This window comes from Gluconobacter sp. NFX36 (genome assembly GCF_049887835.1).
Lineage (GTDB): Bacteria > Pseudomonadota > Alphaproteobacteria > Acetobacterales > Acetobacteraceae > Gluconobacter > Gluconobacter japonicus_A.
Genome location: NZ_JAGEKJ010000011.1, coordinates 50,618 through 71,987, shown reverse-complemented (window position 1 = coordinate 71,987; position 21,370 = coordinate 50,618). Strand labels below are relative to the sequence as shown.

General features: G+C 54.7%; 15 protein-coding genes. 7 read left to right on the top strand and 8 right to left on the bottom strand.

The genetic code is table 11. The features are described from left to right. Nucleotides 1-14: 14 nt before the first annotated feature. Nucleotides 15-671, bottom strand: coding sequence for an arylsulfatase (locus J4P41_RS11995; RefSeq protein WP_426067311.1), 657 nt, complete (start codon nt 669-671; stop codon nt 15-17). A 169-nt stretch (nt 672-840) separates the two neighbouring features. Further along, nucleotides 841-1,869 (bottom strand): SMP-30/gluconolactonase/LRE family protein, encoded by a 1,029-nt coding sequence (locus tag J4P41_RS11990; RefSeq protein ID WP_426067310.1) that lies wholly within the window; start codon nt 1,867-1,869, stop codon nt 841-843. Nucleotides 1,870-1,993: 124 nt separating this feature from the next. Here J4P41_RS11990 and J4P41_RS11985 point away from each other — a divergent pair, with 124 nt between their 5' ends. After that, nucleotides 1,994-3,169: a beta-propeller fold lactonase family protein gene (locus tag J4P41_RS11985; protein ID WP_426067309.1), complete on the top strand. Its 1,176-nt coding sequence runs from the start codon at nt 1,994-1,996 to the stop codon at nt 3,167-3,169. Between the two features lie 32 nt (nt 3,170-3,201). After that, nucleotides 3,202-4,281 carry a LacI family DNA-binding transcriptional regulator gene (locus J4P41_RS11980; RefSeq protein WP_426067308.1) on the top strand — a complete coding sequence of 360 codons (1,080 nt, stop codon included), beginning with the start codon at nt 3,202-3,204 and terminating at the stop codon, nt 4,279-4,281. Here J4P41_RS11980 and J4P41_RS11975 read toward each other — a convergent pair. After that, nucleotides 4,278-5,522: an alpha-hydroxy acid oxidase gene (locus J4P41_RS11975; protein WP_426067307.1), complete on the bottom strand. Its 1,245-nt coding sequence runs from the start codon at nt 5,520-5,522 to the stop codon at nt 4,278-4,280. The two genes, J4P41_RS11980 and J4P41_RS11975, sit on opposite strands and share 4 nt — an antisense overlap. 330 nt (nt 5,523-5,852) lie before the next feature. On the opposite strand from J4P41_RS11975, the gene J4P41_RS11970 reads away from it, so the two are divergent. Next, entirely contained in the window at nt 5,853-6,932 is a 1,080-nt protein-coding gene (locus J4P41_RS11970; RefSeq protein ID WP_426067306.1) for a lactonase family protein, read from the top strand. Nucleotides 6,933-6,977: 45 nt separating this feature from the next. Here the strand turns inward: J4P41_RS11970 and J4P41_RS11965 are convergent, their stop codons facing one another. Then, nucleotides 6,978-8,438 (bottom strand): carbohydrate porin, encoded by a 1,461-nt coding sequence (locus tag J4P41_RS11965; RefSeq protein ID WP_175266126.1) that lies wholly within the window; start codon nt 8,436-8,438, stop codon nt 6,978-6,980. 19 nt (nt 8,439-8,457) lie between these two features. Then, complete coding sequence (locus tag J4P41_RS11960; protein ID WP_211569427.1) at nt 8,458-9,153, bottom strand: substrate-binding domain-containing protein; 696 nt, start codon at nt 9,151-9,153, stop codon at nt 8,458-8,460. 363 nt (nt 9,154-9,516) lie between these two features. Here J4P41_RS11960 and J4P41_RS11955 point away from each other — a divergent pair, with 363 nt between their 5' ends. From J4P41_RS11955 to J4P41_RS11940, 4 genes are read left to right on the top strand one after another with little or no spacing between them, the layout of a single operon-like run. Further along, nucleotides 9,517-10,821: an MFS transporter gene (locus J4P41_RS11955; RefSeq protein WP_023941761.1), complete on the top strand. Its 1,305-nt coding sequence runs from the start codon at nt 9,517-9,519 to the stop codon at nt 10,819-10,821. Beyond that, a complete protein-coding gene (locus tag J4P41_RS11950; protein ID WP_426067305.1) occupies nt 10,818-12,125 on the top strand; it encodes a cytochrome c in 1,308 nt (435 codons plus the stop codon). The genes J4P41_RS11955 and J4P41_RS11950 overlap by 4 nt, the downstream gene beginning before the upstream one ends. A 34-nt stretch (nt 12,126-12,159) precedes the next feature. Beyond that, nucleotides 12,160-12,705 carry a sugar dehydrogenase complex small subunit gene (locus J4P41_RS11945; protein ID WP_426067304.1) on the top strand — a complete coding sequence of 182 codons (546 nt, stop codon included), beginning with the start codon at nt 12,160-12,162 and terminating at the stop codon, nt 12,703-12,705. After that, entirely contained in the window at nt 12,695-14,326 is a 1,632-nt protein-coding gene (locus tag J4P41_RS11940; protein ID WP_426067303.1) for a GMC family oxidoreductase, read from the top strand. The genes J4P41_RS11945 and J4P41_RS11940 overlap by 11 nt, the downstream gene beginning before the upstream one ends. 412 nt (nt 14,327-14,738) lie before the next feature. On the opposite strand, the gene J4P41_RS11935 is transcribed toward J4P41_RS11940, so the two are convergent. The 3 genes from J4P41_RS11935 to J4P41_RS11925 form a co-directional block, all read right to left on the bottom strand. After that, a complete protein-coding gene (locus tag J4P41_RS11935) occupies nt 14,739-16,997 on the bottom strand; it encodes a Ca2+-dependent phosphoinositide-specific phospholipase C (protein WP_426067302.1) in 2,259 nt (752 codons plus the stop codon). Nucleotides 16,998-17,128: 131 nt separating this feature from the next. Continuing rightward, a complete protein-coding gene (locus J4P41_RS11930) occupies nt 17,129-20,029 on the bottom strand; it encodes a TonB-dependent receptor (protein WP_426067301.1) in 2,901 nt (966 codons plus the stop codon). 74 nt (nt 20,030-20,103) lie between these two features. Then, nucleotides 20,104-21,207: a Gfo/Idh/MocA family protein gene (locus tag J4P41_RS11925; protein WP_211569434.1), complete on the bottom strand. Its 1,104-nt coding sequence runs from the start codon at nt 21,205-21,207 to the stop codon at nt 20,104-20,106. Nucleotides 21,208-21,370 lie beyond the last annotated feature (163 nt).

Here is a 21,370-nt window from a genome sequence, read left to right as displayed (position 1 = left end):
ACCGTTTTTGATGCTCAGGCGCGCAGTAGCAGGCGCATCCGCTGGACGGCTGCATCCGGCGCGGCAAGAACCGGAATGCTGACAGCAGCCTCCACGGCTTTTAGAGCTTCGGATGTTGAAAAATGGGCAAGCATAATGACGTCACAGTGCTTCAGACGCGGGGCATAGTCAGCAACAAGACGATTATGTGTTTCAATATCACCACGACGCAGCGCGTCGATGGCATCAGGGACAATGATTGTTTCTAGTGTGGCCTTTGACGATACCTGCCCCCGGAAGGTCTCAAACTCCTGTTCCATTGTCACCACGGATGGAGCAAATGTCGCCAGCATCCCGATATGTGTGCCCTTTTCCAGCGCGGCACGAAACATGGCCTCATTGGGACGGAGCACAGGAATCGTCAGCTCGTTTTCCAGTACGTCAATCGCCGGACCAAATGCAGAGCATGTGATCATCAGACCCTGCGTCTGCATGGACGCTCCATATTGCCCCAAAGCAACAAATCGCTGTGACAACTCCGGAGACAGATCAGCGCTTTTTTTGCGATCAATCGTCAATCCGTCATCAAGCAGGTTGACGATCTCTGCCTCCGGCCAGAGGCGACGAAATGCATTCTGAATGGGAGCCATTGCCACGGGAGTGGCATGAAGAAGGACAATACGCGGGCTCATTTCATCATTCCCTGAAAACACGCCACGACACTACAAAAGCCGAAATAAATGTAAGCGCTTTCATACTTTGAATACTCAGTGGATTGCAAACTCATAGTAAGCGTCTCACGAGAACGTAATTTTCTGGATGACGGGTAAGTCATACCAGGAAAAGCCAGGTCTCCGTTCGTCAGCCGATCTGTGGTACGCCTTGCGTCGCAAGGGTCAGGCGATAGATGGATGTATGACACGCCATGAAAAGCTGGTTCCGATGAACGCCCCCGAAACAGACATTCGGACAACGTTCGGGCAGATCAATATGTCCGATCTGCTTGGCCTGCGAATTGAAAATCGCGACCCCGTCCAAACCCTTGCCTGAACCCCATCCACACCACAGGTTGCCGTTGATATCCGCGCGCAGGCCGTCCGCCGTTCCTTCTGCACAATCCAGAAAAACTCTCTGGCTGGAGGTCGTGCCGTTTGCAGAAACATCATACGCCCATATCTGTCGATGAGGGGTGTGGCGGGATGCGATGACATAAAGGGTTTTTTCGTCGGGCGAAAAGCAGAGTCCGTTTGGTCCCGGCACATCCTCCAGCACGGCTTCGGTCTTCCGCGTCCGCGGATCGATCCGATAGATGCGCGCAGCCTGAACGGGGGGTAGATCTCCTTCGGAAAAATTCGGCCCGAAAGCCGGATCTGTAAACCAAATGGCACCATCAGAAGTGCACACGATATCGTTGGGAGAGTTGAAAGGTTTGCCGTCAAACCCGTCCCCAAGAACAGTGATCCGGCCATCGGCTTCCGTACGGGTGATGCGCCGGGTGGCACATTCGCACGTCAGCAGCCTGCCTTGACGGTCAACCGTATTGCCATTGGAAAAATTCGATGAAGCCCGGAAGACGGATGTCTCTCCCGTCGCCTCGTCCCACTTCATGATGCGATTGCGACGGATATCACTGAAAAGCAGAAGATTGGCCTCTCCCAGCCACACGGGACCCTCCGTCCATTCAAACCCGGTTGCGATCCGCTCCACAACAGACAGAGTATTGACGCAGGTTTTGAACGCAGGATCGAGGATTCTGACAGCAGGGTCCGGCAGCCGGAGTGATACCTCCCACATATTCGCATGAGCGGGATGCCACGACGAAAGAGACGCCGCCGCGCCTGCCAGAGCCACGGATCCAAGAAACGATCGACGCTTCAATATGATGCTCATCTCATACTCGCAGACTACGCGTTCAATAGTAATTGAAAGCGTTTACATATTCGATATAAATGTACCATCATTCCATTTGGGTTTTTTGTATCACTTTGTTGTTATTAATGGATAACAAATCACAATGACTGACCAACCCTCCTCAGCCCCCAGACAGTCCCGGCAGCAGAAAAGGCGGCGCCTAAGTCCGGTCACAGGGGCCATCCTGTGCGCATTTTTCGTGCATGACGTTCATGCAGCAGACCAATGGGCCATTTCGGCAAATGACGGCCATACGACGACCAATACTGCCGGGAAAATGATCACTGCCGGGATGATCGTCCCGGACAGCCTCTCCCTGATCCGATTCGGGCATGGCTTGCCTGCATTGGGAAAAACCCTTCACCTGCCCAGCTCGGTCGAAGGGCCTCCGACAACAGTCTGGATCGCTCCGGATTCATGCTGGGCCATCGTCACAGCCGGGTCGCACGCAGGCGCGCATGCGGGAGATCCCGTCATCGAAGATGATGTCGTATCGGTCGTAGCCATCGACCACGACACCCTGCACCTAGTTCAGACGCTTCACGCGGGCTTGGGCGCAAGTCAGGTCACCGTGTCACCGGACCAGAAATGGGTACTCGTTGGAAACCGGAAAAGCGGAACAGTCTCTGTCTTTGCCGTCGCACACCGGCAACTCCATCCTGTCCAGACCCTGAGCATGGGGGCTGACAGCAACCCGGCCTCCGTCCTTTTCCTGCCGGACGGGCAACATGCCGTGGTCGTACTGCGCGGCCCGCATCAGCTCGCCCTCCTGGACAGGCGCAGAGACGGTTTTGACGTGCAGAAGCAACGTCTCGATCTTGGCTATGCCCCCAACACGATGGATATCACCAGATCAGGTCTCATCGCCATAGGAGATCAGGACCCTGCACACCCCGCCGTGCATCTGGTGCAGCTGAACGACGGGACGTTAAATCTGCTCGGCACAATACCGGTCGCCCCCGGCCCCGAACCCCTCCGATTTTCTCCGGACGGGCGCTACCTCGCCGTGGGCGCTGTCAACAACTCCAACAAAGATCCGTCGAAACACGGAACTCTTACACTCTATCGTGTTGACGGAAGCAGGCTGGCGCCCATAGCGAGTGAAAACGTTGGGCGCTGGCCCCAGGGCATCATGTTTTCTCCAGATGGTCACACCCTTGTCGTGCAGAACACGACCGACAAGACAATGACTGTTTTGAAATGGGACGGTATAAGACTGCATCCGGCCGGCACCCTCTCCATGACAGCCGGGCCGGCAGCGGCCGCAACGTCATGGTAAAGCCCTCCGGACCGGTAACGGGAACGCAAGCATTGAGTACAATCAACCCTGACCACCCCTTGCCCAGAAAAAACAGGAGCTCAAACAGCGACGGTCGCACGCGCCTTCCGGTCGCGCAGGATGTTGCGGAACTCGCGGGCGTCTCCATCGCCACAGTGTCTCGGGCCCTGAACGAACCCGAGAAAGTGAGACCGGCAACACGCGAAGCCGTCATGAAAGCCGCTGCGGAACTTGGCTTTGTGCTGAACAGCGCCGCACGCGCGCTGAGTACGCGTCGCTCCTCAACAGTTGGCGTGATCGTGCCCAGCTATGGCAACGAGGTGTTCGTGCGGGCGCTTTCGAGTTTTCAAAGAACGATGCGGGCTGCAGGATATCAGGTGCTGGCGGCCAGTTCCGAATACGATCTCACCACCGAAATGCAGGAAGTCGCTTTTCTGTTGCAGCGCGGCGTTGATGGACTGATGCTGGTTGGCGGCATCCACGATCCAGCCCTTTATGCGCGCGCGGAACGCAGTCAGGTTCCCATCATCCAGAGCTTCAGCCTTTCCGACCGTGAATACTGTGTCGGATTCGATAACCGGGAAGCCACATTTCGTGCCGCAAACTACCTCCTAGACCTCGGCCACAAGCGACTTGCCGTTGTCACCGGCACACGTGAAAACAATGACCGAGCAGCCCCACGGGCCGAAGGTGTGCATCTGGCCATGGCAGAGCGCGGCCTGAAGCTCAGTCCGGTACATGATCTGATTGTCTCGTCAGGGATTGTGGCTGGCCGGGATGCCTTTAGCCAACTGATGGGCGGTCCGGAAGAGCAGCGGCCGACAGCCATTATTTGTGGAACGGATGAAATCGCACTGGGCATCATGAGCGAGGCATCCGAGAGAGGCATCGATATCCCCCGGGCGCTTTCCGTAATCGGTTTCAACGATTCAAGCTTCTCTGCCGTTCTCTCGCCGCCACTGACAACCATTCGTGTCGATGCCGACGAAATCGGGAAGTCATCGGCTCTTGCCCTGCTCAACCTCATGGGCGCCAGAACGACGGTTCAGGTCACCCGGATTACTCCCGAGCTTGTCCTTCGGGGAACCGTAGCCCCGCCGGAGAAGCTCTAGGGACAGGCCTTTCTAACAAAGCTTTCGTTCAGTTCTGCGACGGAATTCACACCCAGCATTGCCATGTCGCGCATGATTTCGTCGCGCATGATGTTATAGGCATGCTCCACCCCTCTCTGACCATCATAAGCTGCTGCGAATAGAAAAGGCCGTCCCATCAGCGTGAAATCCGCTCCCAGAGCCAGAGCCTTGAGGACATCGGATCCCCGGCGAATACCTCCATCGATGATGACCTTCATATCTCCCTTTCGAGACGCGACCTCTGGCAGAACACGCAGAGGCGCCATCGCATAATCGAGTTGACGGCCACCGTGGTTGGAAAGAATGATGCCGTCCGCGCCATGATCCCGCGCCATGAAGGCGTCATGCGGAGAAATGATGCCCTTAATGACCAGAGGCCCCTTCCAGCGCCTGCGAATAAACGCGATATGCTCCCAAGTCAGCTTGTCGCGCGCAACAGTATTACGAACTTTGCGGGACATCATCGGCGGACCGCGATCGGCTTCCGTATTTTCAAAATGTGGCGCACCGTGCTTCAGAAAGGTTCTGGCCACAGTTCCCAAAAGCCAGCGTGGATGGGTTACACTCTGCATCATCACGCGGGGAGTAACCCGTATCGGCATTGCAAATCCCGACCGGATATTATGTTCACGATTGCCAAGTATCGGCGTATCGACGGTAACGACGAGATTTCTATAGCCCGCGGCTTCAACCCGGTCGAGCATGCGCGTGATCCGATCAAAATCTCCGGCAAGATACCCCTGAAACCAGGCATCAGGATTTACGGCAATGACGTCTTCCAGCCGGATCAATGAAGAGGCGCTGAGGATCATGGGGATGTTGCACGAGCGGGCCGCACCCGCCAGCGCGAGATCCGCACGATAGGCGACGAACGCTGCCCCCCCTAAAGGCCCGATCGAAAATGGCGCGGAATACGTTTTCCCAAACAGGCTGGCCTGCGTAGACCTTGCGGAAGTATCGACCAGCGCACGAGGTGTGAAACTATAATCCTGATAGGCTTGACGGCCGTTGCGCATGGCGCTTTCCGTTTCCACACCGCCTGCGACGTATTGATAGATCATGCGCGGAAGGAAAGGCTTGCAGTGCCGCTCAAAATCATCAAGCGCGAGAACATCCCGCAGACGTGCCGACAAAATCCGGGGAGCCGCCTTAAGTGCTGCAGAAAGACCAGGAGGGGCAGTCTGCGGAACGCCGTCAGCCGCTTTTATGATGTCACCCATTTTCAGACATGCTCCTGTGCTTAAGTTTATTATGTAAGCCTTTACATTACTTTTATGTCCCTTTTTCCTCCTGTTGCAAGGGACACATGGTACATCCCCGCACTTCCATCTGTTCACTCATGACGTCGAAGCTTCGAGTAAATCAATTTATGTTATTGTTTTTGTTTTATTTTTCAAATTAGTCCTATCAGGATCCTCTAACCCCGCATTTAAAGATCACGCAAAAATGAGCACCATTTTACGGAGCGTCATTAACGGCACCCTCAAGAGCATGTAATCGTTTCCAAAATTGCCATTCCGGATTCCAATTCACGTAAGAAAGGAGAGCTTATGCCTTGCGGATTTTTCGCTTATGTCGGTTGCTACACGACTGTAGAGCGGCAGGCACGCGGCCGGGGGATCAACGTTTATCATGTGAACGACACGCTCACTGAGTGGAAACATCTTCAGAATATATCGACACCCGACAATCCCTCATTCCTTTCACTTGATCGAAGCGGAGGCTATCTCTGTACCGTTCATGGAGACCGCAACCATATCTCGTCTTACGCTATCGATCACCAGAACGGCCTTCTCCAACGCAGGTCCGGTGTTGAATGCGGTGGACGCAATCCGGTTCATCTCGTTTTTGATACGACCAACCGCTTCATCGCGATCCCGAATTATGCAGATGGCACTCTCACATCTGTTTCCTTCGATGAGGCCAACGGCATGCTCGGCGCGGTCACGTCATCGGCAACACTCCCGGGAGAGCGTGGCCCTCACCGGATCGAACAGCATTGCTCCCATCCTCATGGCGTAACATTCGATCCCGCAGAACGCTTCCTGTATGTCCCAGACAAAGGTCTGGACCGTATTTTCGTTTTCCGTTTTCACGAGGGACACTTTCGGTTTGTCGACAGCATAACAACACGTGAAGGCGCAGGCCCCAGACATATCGTCTTTCATCCAACCAAACCTTGCGCCTATGTCATCAACGAACTGGACTGTACGGTAACGTATTATCGCCATGATTCCGAAACCGGTAAGTTGACCCCTCAGCAGATTGTTCAGGCTCTTCCAGAGAATTACACAGGAAACGGGAGAGGAGCAGAAATCGCTCTTTCCCCGGACGCAAAGTCAGTACTCGTCTCCCTTCGTGGCGCCGATCTTCTGAGCGTCCTCTCCATAGACAACAATACCGGAGCGCTTTTTCTCACCCAATCAATCGGGAGCGGGGGCAAAACGCCACGGTTTTTTAAAATCGTCGTGCCTACATCAACGCTTCTGATCGCCCACGAAGCGTCGGACACAATAGGGCGCGTCGCCTTTACGACTCAGGGACTGGACGTTACGGGTATTCAGCATTGTGTGAACGTTGCCAGTCCGAGCAGTATTGTTCTCAAGCCGGCATCAGCTCAACCGGCCTGAAACAACGGAAAATTCTCGGCCTCCAAAGGCAGACATATCTGTTTACTAAAAAATCTGAACGGTCGATTTAAAGCCCAGAACATGCGCCGTCCGCAGATTTTTCTGACCATTCGGGTTGAAGAAGATTTGATAATCCGGGGCGAAAGCGAAACCCCGGGTTATCTGGATCTGATAATTGACTTCGAAAACAGCGGCATTTTTCTGCACACCCGTCGCATGATTGGGCATCAGCCTTGCCGCCCCCTCTTCAAGATAATTCGCCTCCGTAGCGCTCACGCCACCGGCAATTTTTTCGTACATTCCTATGAAATTCAGAGCATCCTGAGGACGCGAACGGATAAATCCCCGATTGATAAAACCGAAATAGGTCTCCCAGCGCCTGAGCGCAACGCGAGGATCATTGAGAATAAATCCACCGATCAGTGTGGTGCCTGACGAAGCGGGCGCTCCCTGCGGCTGCCAGATTTTCTGATCTGTTTCGAACCATGCAGTCCAACTCCTGTTATGCTGCATCGCCTTTTTGTGGGTCACACTAAGCGGCAAACCGTCAATATCATAATAGTTATCCGAAACCGGAACAGTCAGGAGACGCGCGCCGATCTTATAATGACCAGCGAGTTTGTGTTTCGCTCCAAACTCTGGCTCCCACCCCAGTTCGACGGGTATCGACTGACCAAGGATGGCCGACCCGCCACTGAATTTGAAGCCGCTCCGGTTGTAGAGGTTGGAGAACATGCTTTTCTCAGGAAAATAAACGGCGGCCTGAATATAAGTATAGCGCGACGGACGGCCACGGACGCGGGTTCCCCAGACACCAGCCGGATAACGGCCAATGTAGTCATTATCACTTACAGCCCTGGGACGGCCACACAGGCTGTTGTTGATGAAATTGCAGAACAGGGGCGAGTTGGAAAAATCCGATAGTTCAGTCATACGGCCCCCTGCAATCGCCAGTCGACCACCGAAAAGATTTTCTTCCCCATAAGCCATGACAAGATGAACGACGACATTGCCACCGCCACCATAAATCTCTGACGCATGACCCAGCCAGTCGCCAAACATGCGGTTGGCAGTCGTACCATAACGGCTTGTAAAAACGGCATGTGTTGCAAAGCCGCGCAAACCGATCAGCTTGTCCCAGTTCATGTGCAGAACCGTACTGACCTGCCCCGCATTGCTTGCCCCCTGTCGATAGTTTTTGAAACCCGGCGTGGGTTTAGTGACGGCTCCTGTAAATTCATTGGTATTGGATATCAGCAGTGCGATTCCATGCGCTCTCAACCAAGATTTTACACCAAAGACATCAGGCAAAAGCGCAGGGGGATTTTCAAATGGTGGCACCACCGGTCCATTCAGAGGTATGGCAGGAAGAGGCTTTGCGACCCGAACGCTGGCATCGTAAGTTGGCTCAGCCTCCTGAATCGTTTGAGCATATGCGGAACCACAGAACAGGGCAGCACTACCGATCAGCAATGCAGCCGAATACCTTAAAGAACCAGAAATCATGATCGTTGCTTCTCGCGATTTACCTAGGCTCAAGACCGGACTTTCTGAAACGCTCCGCTGATTTCGGCTCGCGCAGGAAGGCGAGAAAGGCCTCGACCTTCTCTTTCTGGAGGCTGTCAGCCAGAGGCGCGCCCGAGAAAGGCGTGACTTTCTGAATTGCTTCAGGAAGGGGCCCTACGATTTCTGTTCCTTCGATTGCCAGAAGTTCGCTGATCTGTTGGACAGCGATATCAGCCTCTCCCGTTTTCAGCTTTTCTGCGGAAAATCCGGCAGGAATGCGGGTCGCCCGGGCATTGACTGCTTCAGCAATACCAAGCCGCTCGAGGAGAGGCGCAAAATACAGACCACTCTGACCACCAAGCGAATAGGCAACCGAGCGGGCCTTCAGCAACGCCGCCTTGAACGCATCGACCGTTTCTATATCGGGATGCTCCGCCCCACTGGCGACACCGATACCGATTTTCGAGGCCACCAGTGGTGCCAAAGCGTCTGGCGCGACAATTTTCTTCTCAACAAGTCCCGCCAGCGCGTCATCGGTCACAATGATACCGTCAGGTCTTTTCCCTTTTTCAAGCGATGCAAGAATGACCGTCGTAGGGGCCCATTCAATAACAGGCTCCAGACCGGTTTTCCGGGCGAAATCTCGCAGAATTCCGTTATCAAATGCATCTTTTACGACCAGAGCCACGCTCAGTGAAAACTGCTCTCGCGTCATATCCGCCTCTCTCCTTTGCGTAGATGAAACAAAGAAAGCCACGCCAATCTCTCGGGAACCGGAATCTGCACGGCGTCAATGAAAACGCTTACACCAGACACTTTCTTTCACGGTAAACACGTATATGTTATATATCTCATAAAAATATAGAAAATATCTCTATATATCTGAGTTTGTGTGATATTTTTATTTTTTATCGCTGCTGAAATTAGCTTCAATCTGCATATCTCAGCCCAAATCACGCTTTTGAGATTGTTTGTACAGCATTCATGTGATGTAAGCGCCTTTCATTAGAGCGTTATACGTTTTGATTTTCGACACGAAACCGGTTGCGCAGATCAATGCCAGCCATTGAGGTGTATAGTGACAAAAGGCCGCTACAGACTTGTAATCGCCGTGCTGCTGTTTGCGCTTGGAATGATCAATTATACTGATCGTGCCGCTGTCGGCATTCTGGCACCTCAAATACAGCGTGATCTTCACATCACACCTTCACAGCTGGGTTGGGTGTTCAGCGCCTTCTTTTTTAGCTACGCAATATTCGCCTTTCTGGGCGGTTACCTGTCTGACAAATTCGGGCCAAAGCGCACCTTTGGCGTTGCAGTCGTAAGCTGGTCGGTTTTCTGCTCGCTGACAGGAGCGGTCGCAACGCTATTCCCGCTTATTATCGTGCGTCTGTTCTTTGGTGCTTCTGAAGGGCCGATGAACTCCACCACCAACCGAATGGTCACAAACTGGTTTCCCAGAAAAGAAACGGCCCGCGCTCTGGGCTTCACGCTTTCGGGACAGAACCTCGGAAGTGCGGTCGCGGCGCCACTGGTGATTTCTCTGGGTTATTTCTTTGGGTGGCGGCTGGCATTCGTTGTGCTTGGCGCAATCGGTATTCTCTGGTGCGTCCTGTGGCTCACCTTTGCATCCGATCGCCCCGCGGAAAGCCCCCACGTCACCCCCGAAGAACTGGCGCATATCACGTCGGACCGCTCGGAAGCCATCCTGCCAAAAGGAAGCGCGCCTCTGAGGCATTACATTCTTCGGAAATCCACCTGGGGTCTGGCTCTCGGGCTGTTTGCCCTTCTTTACCCCCTCTATATTTTTGTTTCTTGGATGCCCAGCTACTTCACGAATGTCATGCATGTCACGCCAGCAGGGCTTTCCGTTGCGGCAGGCGTTCCGTGGATTGGCGGATTTCTTGGATATTTCCTCGGCGGGTTTATTTCAGACCTGTTTTTCAAGCAGAGCGAAAACGGACTGAAGGCCCGCAAAACAACCACTATCGTGCCCCTTCTTCTGGCCACGATCACCCTTTCCGTCATCCCCAGCGTTCAATCCGTAACCGCAGCTGTAGCACTTTTCACGTTATCGCTCTTCGCCCTATCGATGGCGACCCAGTCGCTCTGGGCCATGATCCATGAAGTCACACCTGTCATCTATATGGGTACCGTCGGCGGTTTCATCCATTTCCTTGCCAACATGTCAGGCGTCATTGCCCCTGCCCTGACAGGCTACGTTATCGAACACGCCGCCAGCGGATATGCGTCCGCCTTCTGGATCGCAGCAGCTGTAGGCCTTTTGGGGGTCCTGAGCATCTTCTTGCTGGTGCATAACAGGCGAATTCCTTCGCACGCCCACAGTTCGTCGGTGACACCTCTGACAACAGAGCGTTCATGATGCGCAAGATCTCAAATTCCTGCACCACCACAATGGCTGTATGCCTTATGGCGTGTTCAGCTTTCACCGCACTGGCGTCCCTGCTGCCCAAGGCACAGGCTGCAGACGGAACACTCGTCGAAAAAGGCCGATACGTTGCGACAGCCGCCGATTGTCTGGCCTGCCATACCGCACCTGGTGGCAAACCCTTTGCGGGTGGCTACCCGATCATAACGCCTGTCGGAACAATCTATTCGACCAATATCACACCTTCCCCGAAGACCGGCATAGGCGACTACACAAAGGCAGAGTTCTCTAATGCTGTTCGCCTCGGGATCGGACACAACGGCAAACGGCTCTACCCGGCCATGCCATATACGTCATACGCTGCCGTCACGGATGACGATATCGAGGCGCTCTACGCCTTCTTCAGATCGGGGGTTGTACCTGTCGAACAGGAAAACAGGCCCGATAATGTCCGTTTTCCATTCAACATCCGCTCGGGCATGATGCTGTGGAACTGGCTTTATCTTGATACACGCACCTTCCAGCCACGGCCCGGAGAAACACCACAAATCGCGCGTGGCCGCTATCTAGTCGATCATCTTGAACATTGCGGCACGTGCCACACACCGCGCACTCTCTTCATGGGCCCAGCGAGTGGACGCTCTCTATCGGGCTCCGTCGTAGGTGCGTGGTATGCTCCCAATATCACGACCGACAAGATCGCCGGCATCGCCGAGTGGACAGACAGCGATCTCAGGAATTACCTGAAATCCGGCCACGCTCTGAATAAAGGCCAAGCGGCAGGTCCAATGGCGGAAGTCGTCACGAACAGCACCCGGCTCCTCACCTCAGACGACATTGATGCCATAATCGCATATCTACGAGACGTTCCCGCGATTGCAAGCTCCGAAAAACGGTCCCGGACGTCTTATGAAGGTGCCGGTCGCCCCGAAGAAGTGGCCCGAGGACAGATAAACCCTGAAGACAGGGGTTGGAAAATTTTCAGTGGTTCCTGCGCCTCATGCCATCAGGCGCAGGGACAGGGCGTCAACGCCTACCCCTCCCTGACGCACAACTCCGCCACCGGCAGCTCCAACGCCCGTAACCTTGTGGCGACCATCCTGATCGGCGTCGAGAGGCAAACCGGTGAGAATGCGGTCTTCATGCCGGCGTTCGGCTCCGGGGCGCTCTGGGTCAACCGTCTCTCGGACCAGGACATCGCGGATGTCAGCAATTTCATTCTGAAGGCGTTTGGTAACCCCTCGGTACAGATCGACGCACGCTATGTCGCGAAACGCCGTGCCGAGCTGATGCCATGATCAGATCTTTTGTCCGTTTGTGGAGCGCTAAACCATGAAACCACAGTCTCTCGTCGCAACGGCTATATGTCAGGTCTCCCGACGCAAACTTCTGCTTGGCAGTTTGGCGCTCGGAAGTATGGGCTTTATTGCATCCCACGGGCTGACCAACACGCCCAAAGGCTCTGATGTCACGGATTTTCTCATACTTTCCGAGTTTCTAACGGGCAGGAAGGACCTGAGCGTCACCCTGGCACGGCGGTATTATGTTGGCTTGCAGGAACAGTTCCCAGACCTGCCAGCCAGAATCGCAAACCTGTCCCGAGACATTCATGCCTCGGGGGTCCGGAGCATGGACGATTACCTGGCTCATGGCCCTACCCCCGAAGCTCGAAGCACCGCAACAACCATCGTCTCCGCATGGTATCTCGGCGTGATCGGTCAGGATCCGAAAAAGAAGATGATCGCCTATTCCGACGCCCTGATGTTTCAGGCTGTCGCAGGAGCCCTTGTCGTTCCCTCTTACGGTGCCGGTCCCCTCGCATGGGGCAACCGCCCCAAACCTTACATGACGTTCAAGGAAGAGTCAGATGAGCAGTGAAAACCTGCATGCGGACGTTGTCATTGTCGGTTCCGGCGTCTGTGGCGCCCTGATCGGCGCTCAACTGGCAAAAGCTGGAAAATCCGTTCTCATTCTTGAGGCCGGACCGCGGGTCAAGCGTCGTGACATCGTCGAAACCTATCGCGATGCTCCGGTCAAGCTGTCTTTGGCAAATATGAAGCTTCAGGGAGCAGGATCGCCGTTTCCAAGCCTTCCTCACGCGCCATCCACTTATGGCGACTATCTGGAACAGAACGGGCCGGTCAAATACAATACAAGTTACCTCCGGGTCGTCGGTGGCACGACATGGCATTTTGGCTCCGCACTCTGGAGATTGCTGCCCAGCGAATTCAAACTCAATTCGCTATATGGCCGCGGTCGGGACTGGCCGATCGGCTATGACGATCTCGAAAAATACTATGGTCTGGCTGAACTGGAGCTTGGCGTTAGCGGAACGGATGATCAGGACGAAAGCGGGGCTGGCGGAAATCCTTCGCCTACACGCGCATCGCCCTATCCCATGAAGCAGCTCCCTCTGACTTACATGTTCAAAACCCTGGCCGAAAAACTGTCAGCCGGAGGATATAATCCTGTCTGGGAACCTCATGGTCGGGCGACGCGTCCCTATAATCAGAGACCTGTCTGCGCAGGAAACAACAACTGCAACCCGGTCTGTCCCATCGGCGCCAAATATGACGGTTCGATGCATTGCGACATCGCAGAAAGCCGGGGGGCGACCATCATGCCCAACGCTGTCGTCTACAGACTTGAAGACGATGATACGGGACGGATTCAGGCATTGTGGTTCAAACGTCCTGACGGTTCAGAACACAAAGTCACTGCCAAGGTTTTCGTCGTTGCTGCACATACGATTGAAACACCCAAGCTCCTGCTGATGTCCAAAACACGACATTCCCCAAACGGAATTGCAAACAATTCGGACATGGTCGGTCGCAACCTCATGGATACCACCGGCATCAGCGTCACCATGAAAACCCGTGAGCCGCTGTGGCCCGGGCAGGGGCCGACAGAACTGCTGGTCTTTAATAGACGCGAAGGCGATTTCCGCCGGAATGCTGCCCAGTACAAGATCAAGGTCCGCAATACGACCCCGGTATCCCAATACGCGGCTACCCTGCTGGAACAGGGTGTTCTGGGCACAACACTCGATCGAAAAATTCAGGAGTTTTCCGCTCATACCCTCGCCTGGGCCGTAGACTTTGAAGTTCTGCCTGATCCCGCTAATCGTGTGACACTGAGCACAAAGAAATTCGATGTTTTGGGACTGCCCGTCCCTTCACTCTACTACAATCTCGACGATTATTGGCATGCAGGCACTGAACTCGCCATGCAGGACCTCAACAGGTTCACGCAGCTTCTCGATGCGGAAATCATCAAGAAGAATATGAAATTCGAAAATCGTCAGCACCCATCCGGGACGACAATTATGGGAGATAATCCCAAGGATTCTGTGGTGAATCGCGACTGTCGCGCTCACGATCATCCCAACCTATACATTGCAGGAACGAGCGTAATGTCCGCTAGTACATGTATGAATCCTACCCTCACAGCTGCAGCTTTATCTATGCGAATAGCGGAAAGAATACAGAAAGAAGTTTGAACATTTGAAGGTTGGAAAATCGAAGAACTGTTGATTGATGCACTGCGGCGTTAATCCTTTCCAGACGGTCGCGTCGGGCGGACCAAGGAAAACCCTTGGTCGTTTACGGGCTGGGGTTCGTGATGCGTTGGCATCGCAATTTCAGATGGTTGCGGGGGCCTGCAACCAAAGAAGACTGCTGATTACCTACGGGTTCGCAGAATGGCTGACAGAATAGACGAGATCTTTATTAGAATATTTCGATAGTAAATCATTTTCATGTGAAAGAAAATAAGCATTCTGGGATAGAAGCATCACGACCATGCACGTCTTGCAAGCAGCTCTGCAGCGATCACAGCCTTCGCTCTCGGCGTTGAACGAAGAGTTCGGGATTAACTGGCAAAGTAGCGGAGATGAATGACGTGCTCGAAATCTAGCGTGCAGCCCCCATCGAACCGGAAAGCTTCTCTGAAAGACTGTCCAAAGTACACATGCCGCCAGCGACAGTGCACTCTGGAATCTGTGGGTACAGCACGACAGGCATTACAGAACTATCAAGGGTGCGCAGTGCCTGCGGGGTTTGGGACTGAAGAAAGACACGAACACGATGTTCTTCGGCGCCATTTTCATATATCGCGAAGCCCAGAGCCGAACCGATGGGAATCTCATCATCAGCATAACCCGGAACGCGGATATGGACGCCCAGCATGGTCAGTAATGGCCCGATCGTATCGTCATGCCCCATGTAAAGCCTGAAGACAGGACCACGTTTATCCCTAAGATCCCCAAGCAGCCGGGTTCTCATTTCCCGCGAGAGTGGTTCGGCCATGGCACGGGGACGCACCACTGCTTCCAGCATTCCGGCATGCAATGCACTCAATTTCCCGAGCTTGCCTGCATCCAGATCTCCGAAAGATGCCTGAACTAGGGGCTTGCCGTCCAGATAGGCCAACATGAGCGCTTCTGCCAGGGAGGACGCCTGCGCAACAGGACCCGAGAGAACAAGCTGATGCCCTGTTAAATCCGGATCGACATGAGCAGGCGCGCCCAGAAACCCACAGGAAGCCGAATCACAGTCCAGCACAGTCCCCAGCAGTTTGAGGGCATCTTCTCTCGCACGGAAAATATGATCCGCATCCGGCAGTTCCGGAACGATTGTAGCCATATTGAAGCGCGCCGGATCAGCATCGAGAGGAGAAAAAAGAACGTCTGGCTGGCCAAGAGGCTTATGCACGACAGCTATTACGCATCCCGGGAGGAAACCCTGCGTAAACGCGCCAGCGCTTGCAATGGTGCGCGAGGAAGAGTTGGCACGTACAGAAACGGAATCTGTAGCGGGGCAGGCATTCGCAGGCATCAGTCCCGCTTCCGTCAACCACATCCGGTCAAATGCCCCGAGGGCCATCATACCCAGCGCGCCATGGGGCGTCAGATCCCCCGGAGTACCACTCCATTTAGGCCATCCACCCGGAATCCCAACCCCTGCAGGGACCTGTCCGGCAAGAGGAGAACGGATCCCATGTCGCATCACCATGATCATCCGTTCAAGGTGAAAATCGCCTTTTGCGGGCTGTTCGATCAGACGGGACTGGCAATCAGCGGAACCAGAAACCGGATTGCAGCGAATAGCGGCGTTATCGAGAAACCCAACATGATAGCCGCTCCAGTGCGCAGGTTCGGCATCAGGATAATCCGTACTGACAATCTGCGCGCCACTGGCCAGCATCGCGTCCCGACGGCCCACATCTCCCGAACGCCCCTCAACGGTGTCGGCATCAGAACGTGTCCGCACCAGAAAATGACTGCGTACCAGCGTTGCGATATCGCGCGCCGGCCCGTCATTCATCTCGGTGAACGCCGCATCAGGCGCACTTGGATCAGCGTTCGTAAAGGCCACACGACCGCGCAGCGAGGGATGTCCTCTCAGATACAGGGGCCGGTCACTGCGCTGATCCAGCAGAAACACGACCTTCCCCCGCGCCTGCCTCATCGTAGACCAGCCCCTCGTGACGATCGCGCTGCGCAGATCGGGGGAATCTCTCCGCACATCATCCGGCGTCAGAATCTGAGACGGCAAAAATACGCTGCGAATAACCGCGTCAAGCGCATCGAATGTCACCGCCTTGAAAGGCTCGGCTTCTGTCCCTCCGGGAATATCGTTGTGCTGCTCAACTTCGAGAATAACAAAAACCGGCACATGCCCCGGATGCGCGACAGACCAGTCGCGGATCTGACTCAGGCACTGCCGCAACGGCTGGCACGTCGCATGCTGATCAATGTCCGGAATGTGCATGACCTTGAAACCGGGCTGACGCATGATCGCCTGATCGGAAGGCGAAAGTGACCACACATCTTCCGGAACACCGGGCCGATGCGGATGAGCAAAGCGCCCCCCCGCTGTGTCCGCGTAAATATCCAGTTCAAGCTGCCGGACACCCCCATCAAGCTGGGCGGCCAAGGGCGGATGCTGATAGTCAACCTCCCGAACGAGGTTCGGTTCGGATGCCAGAAGCCAGGACCGGATCGCAGGATCAAGACCGGCATGATAGCTGTTATGGGATCCGATGACCTGTATCTGATCTAGACGCAGCCTGTCCTGTGGCGTTTCCGCCATGGCCCTCGCCGCTATCGAGACACCCCCCGCGGCCATAAGAGCAATGGCCAGACGCGAAGTAACGGGGAGAGAAATCATAGCTCTGTTCCGCAATAAAAACCGGACGATGACGCCATCCGGACAAATGAACGTCACGGCATCCGTCGTGACAGAACAAGGACAACCGTCCAGATCTAGATATCCGGACGGCGCATATCATATCCCGGAAATCAGAAGCGATAACCGGCGTTCAGGAAGAAGGTCCGCGATGTCAGGATATTCTGCGGAACCGCATTGCTGTGCCGCCCGATCGTCAGACGGTAGAAACGGTTCACACCCAGGTTCTGGGCCGAGAAATCCACGTGCAACCGCTTGGTCACCGCATATCCCAGATGCGCATCCAGATTCAGGCTCGGCTGCACCCATGCATTCAGCGAACTGCTGTTCAGGTTCGTCTTGAAGTTGTTGGGCGTCCCCCACAGGCCATACTGGTACAGATATGCATCCACAAAGCGCCAGTTCACATCAAACTGGAACGGTCCCTTGTTGTAGAAAGCTCCCGCATTGGTCATCCAGCGCGGCGCATCCTGCATGTTTTCCGTCGGGCTGAGATACGCGTTGTTTAGATGCGCACGGGACATTTCCCATGTCGCCGTACCGCGGACACCCAGACCGTCAAAAGGAGCAGGCAATCCCTTGAACTGATGTTCGAACGCAAATTCCACACCAAAGAGCGTGGCGCTTCCACCATTTTCAGGATGGGACACGCTATTGGCGATCCCGGCCGTCGTGGTCTGGTTATTGTACGACCCGCCATTGTCATAGATGTAGTTGGAAAGCTGCTTGTAGAACCCGGCCAATGAAACGCTCGTGGTCGAACTCGGCATCCACTGCCATGAGAGATCGTAGTTGACGGCGGTCGTGGCCTTGAGGTTCGGATTGCCCGTCGTGATGTTCAGCGTGCCGTCATCATTACGTGTGGTCTGTGAACCACCACTGAGCTGGAAGAAAGACGGGCGCGTATAGCTGGTCCAGACGGACGCACGATAAACAGTGTCCTGCCAAGGACGATAGGTCAGGTGAATGCTCGGCAGTGCCTTGAAGTAGTGGCTGTTGCTGGCCGACCAACCGTAATGGGCATCGGCGGTCGATACGCCTTCATTGCCACTGGCCCAGTACGTATTGTGAAGGTCGGACTGCTCGAACCGGATGCCGGGAACGACCTGAAATTTTCCGAAATGCATCTGCGCGGAAACATATCCGGCATAGACGCTTTCTGTCCCGCCGATCGTATTCTCGTTCCAGGAATCCTTGTCCATGTACTTCCAGTTATACGGATCGGCCAGATATTTACCGAGAAGGACAGAACGGCTGATGGTCGGCGTGTAGAAATTATAGGCGCCCGGAATGAGCGAGGATAGTCCTCCATCCACAACACCGCTCTGCGCGAGCGTTCCCCCGGCGGGATAGGCACCAGAACCCCCGTTATCCTGACCTTCGGTGTCACGATTGACGTAATTGCGCCAGCTTGTCTGATATTTGAAGCCCGCGGAAATCGTGTCGATATGGAATTTTTCAAGACGGTAGCTCATGTCGAGGGACGCGCCCGTCCGCACCTGCCAAGCATCCGACTGGACATATTCGCCGCGATTATGCGACGGGAAATTCAGCGTGTTGTTCGCAACAGCCGCCTGCGCCGCCGACAGCCCGAGCGTGGGCATCCCGTCACTGTAAACGAAATTGGGACTGCCTTCGAACGTGGTTTCGCCCGAATTCCACGCGGACGTCTCGATATGGTCACGGCTGATTGTCCCCCAGCTCAGAAAAGCGGACGGCGAAATGGAAAAGCGTCCGAGCTTCTTGTCCATTCCGAGCTTCATCGTCCCAAGCTGTTCCAGTGTCGGGTTTGTTTCGTACCAATAATGAACATTCGTTCTGGTAATGGATGGCGCATAGGAGCCGTCCGCCTGTTCCACATAGGAAATCATGCCTTTACCGGCGGCCCCTCCGTCATTGCCATGAACCGCGACCTGATAAATGTCCTGCTGCGTGTCCGAATACGATTCCGTACCCTGGATATAAACGCGCGTCGTACTGTCCGGACGCCATTCGAAACCCGCCGTGCCACCATAACGTTTACTCACACCAATACTGGCCTGAGGATCGACACCGAAAAGCTGAAGGCTTTTGACCGGATCCTGCCCCGGATAAAGTTCGCCCTGGGCGTTCATCGCACGCGACACACCCCATTCACCCCCGGAATAGGTCTGCTCCCCAGCGGCAAAATAACGCTGATTGTAGTATCCACTCATGTAAAAGCCGAATTCATCCGACTTCCCGAAAACGGACGAAATCTCCGCCGCACCGTTCCCGCCAATGGCGCTCGCGCCATAATCGGCGGCTTTTTCGTTATACTGTCCACCAAGTTGAAGAGAACCGTGCGTTCCATGACCGTAATCGAACGCATTCGGCATCTCGAAATTGACGATACCGCCAATGGCGTCTCCATCCATGCCGGACGTCAGCGTCTTGTTGGCATCGATCCGGAAAAACCCGGTCGGCGGAAGCAGATCCAGCGAGACCGTACGGCTGAAAGGAGCCGCTTCCGCAACATCGATCCCGTTGATCTGGTTGATATTGTACTGTCCGTTCATGCCGCGCAAAGATACAGTGGCCCCCGTTCCACGGGCTGCCGTGTCAATACCGCCGAAATTACCCTGCATACTGGTCGGCATGACGGTCACACCCGGCAATCTGGCCAGCGCCTCCGTCACATTTTGGGCTGGTAGTCGTGCAAGATCTTTCGCACTCAGGCTCATCATTTCATTCTGCGCCTTGAGCTGCCTCCCCGAAGACGTCCCGAACCCCGTGACATGTACCTGTTCCTGATCACGGCTCACCAGATCTCTGGGCGGAACATGAGCAGCCGTGGCAGGAGGAGGAACGACAGCAGGCTTTGCCTGCGCAGCGACAGGCGCCTGATGCGTTTTCACTGCCTTGCGGGTATGGATTTTCTTGAGCGACTTCGTTTCGGCGCCGGCCGGCTGCCCAAGCTGGGCTCCCACGATCACCACAGGAATAAGACAACCGAACGCCTTCCAAGGCGACTGCTGCCGGTATGATTTGAACATCAGGACTTCTCCATGGAGCGCGCGAACAGCTTCCCCATCCGGAGATCCTGTTCACACATTGATTTCTGCTAAGGTTAAGCGCCCTCAGACGGGCGACATGCTGGCTTTGCGACTTCGATGATCTGCCGGCACAGGCTCAGATCAGCGAGGGCATTGGAAAAGGGATCTGCAAGCGGCGCCCCCGTCACGACCGCGTCGTGAAAAGCGACCAGCTCTGCATTGAACGGATCCTGATAATAAGGACCATATTCCGTAACGCGGTTCTCGAAACCGACGGTTTCCTGAAAGATGACACACGCCGGAAGATTACGGATGTAAGGGGTGTCGTAACGGACCTTAAGGCGCTGCGTATTCGAAAGCACCTCGATGGATGATTCAAACCGCGCAACATCGTCGATCAGGCATTCATAGGAGGCAATGAAGCTTCCATAATCAAACCAGATACTAATTTCCGTTCCCGTAGCGCCAAAATGCGCCGCGAGAACACGTTCCGGGCTGCCCAGCAGGACACGCATGGCCGAAAACGCATGAATTCCCAGCCCGGTCAGGACCTCGTACCCCCGCAGAAGCGAGGGAGGAGCATCGGCCCCACAGATAGAAAGAATTGCCTCTCTTCGCGCCTGCCGCCCAGCGGTCAGCAGATCGTCCCGAATGTCACCATCCGGCACGACAACCGGCGTCACCTGCCCGAAAAACCACGGCCCCTCACAGATGACATCCCGGATACGGACATGACGGATCGGTCCGAGTTTAGGTAGCAGCTCACGCGCCTTCTGGAACGCCGGAGCGTAACAGCGCATGTAACCCACCATCCCTACGCGATCCGTCCGTTCGAAATCCTCGTTCAGAGGCCTGAATTCTGCTTCTGTCAGACATGCCGGCTTTTCGAGAAAAACATGCAGCCCTGCAGCAAAGGCCTTTCGTGCATGTTCCGCATGATACTGGTCCGGACTGAGGATCATGACAGCATCGAACACCCGGTCCGCAAAAAAATTCTCAATATCCGTATGGATATGCGGCACACCCCAATGATGCCCCACAGCCTGCGCCACTGAAGGGGATGGATCATAAATCGAAACGACATCAAACCGATCTGACAGCTGGCGAAGAATCGGGAGGTGAATGAGTTGAGCCACTTCGCCAGCACCAATCAGCCCGAGGGTAAGCCGTCTCACCATGATGAATGATCCTTGCTGCTAATTAATTTCGTGCAATTGATTTATTTGAGAGGGCACTCGTTTAGCAACGGTAACTTGATGAAACTATCATGACACCCCAAACCCCTATTCGGGCATGCTGGGAAAATATCTTCCCTTAGAATGCAAAGAATTAGAAAATTGT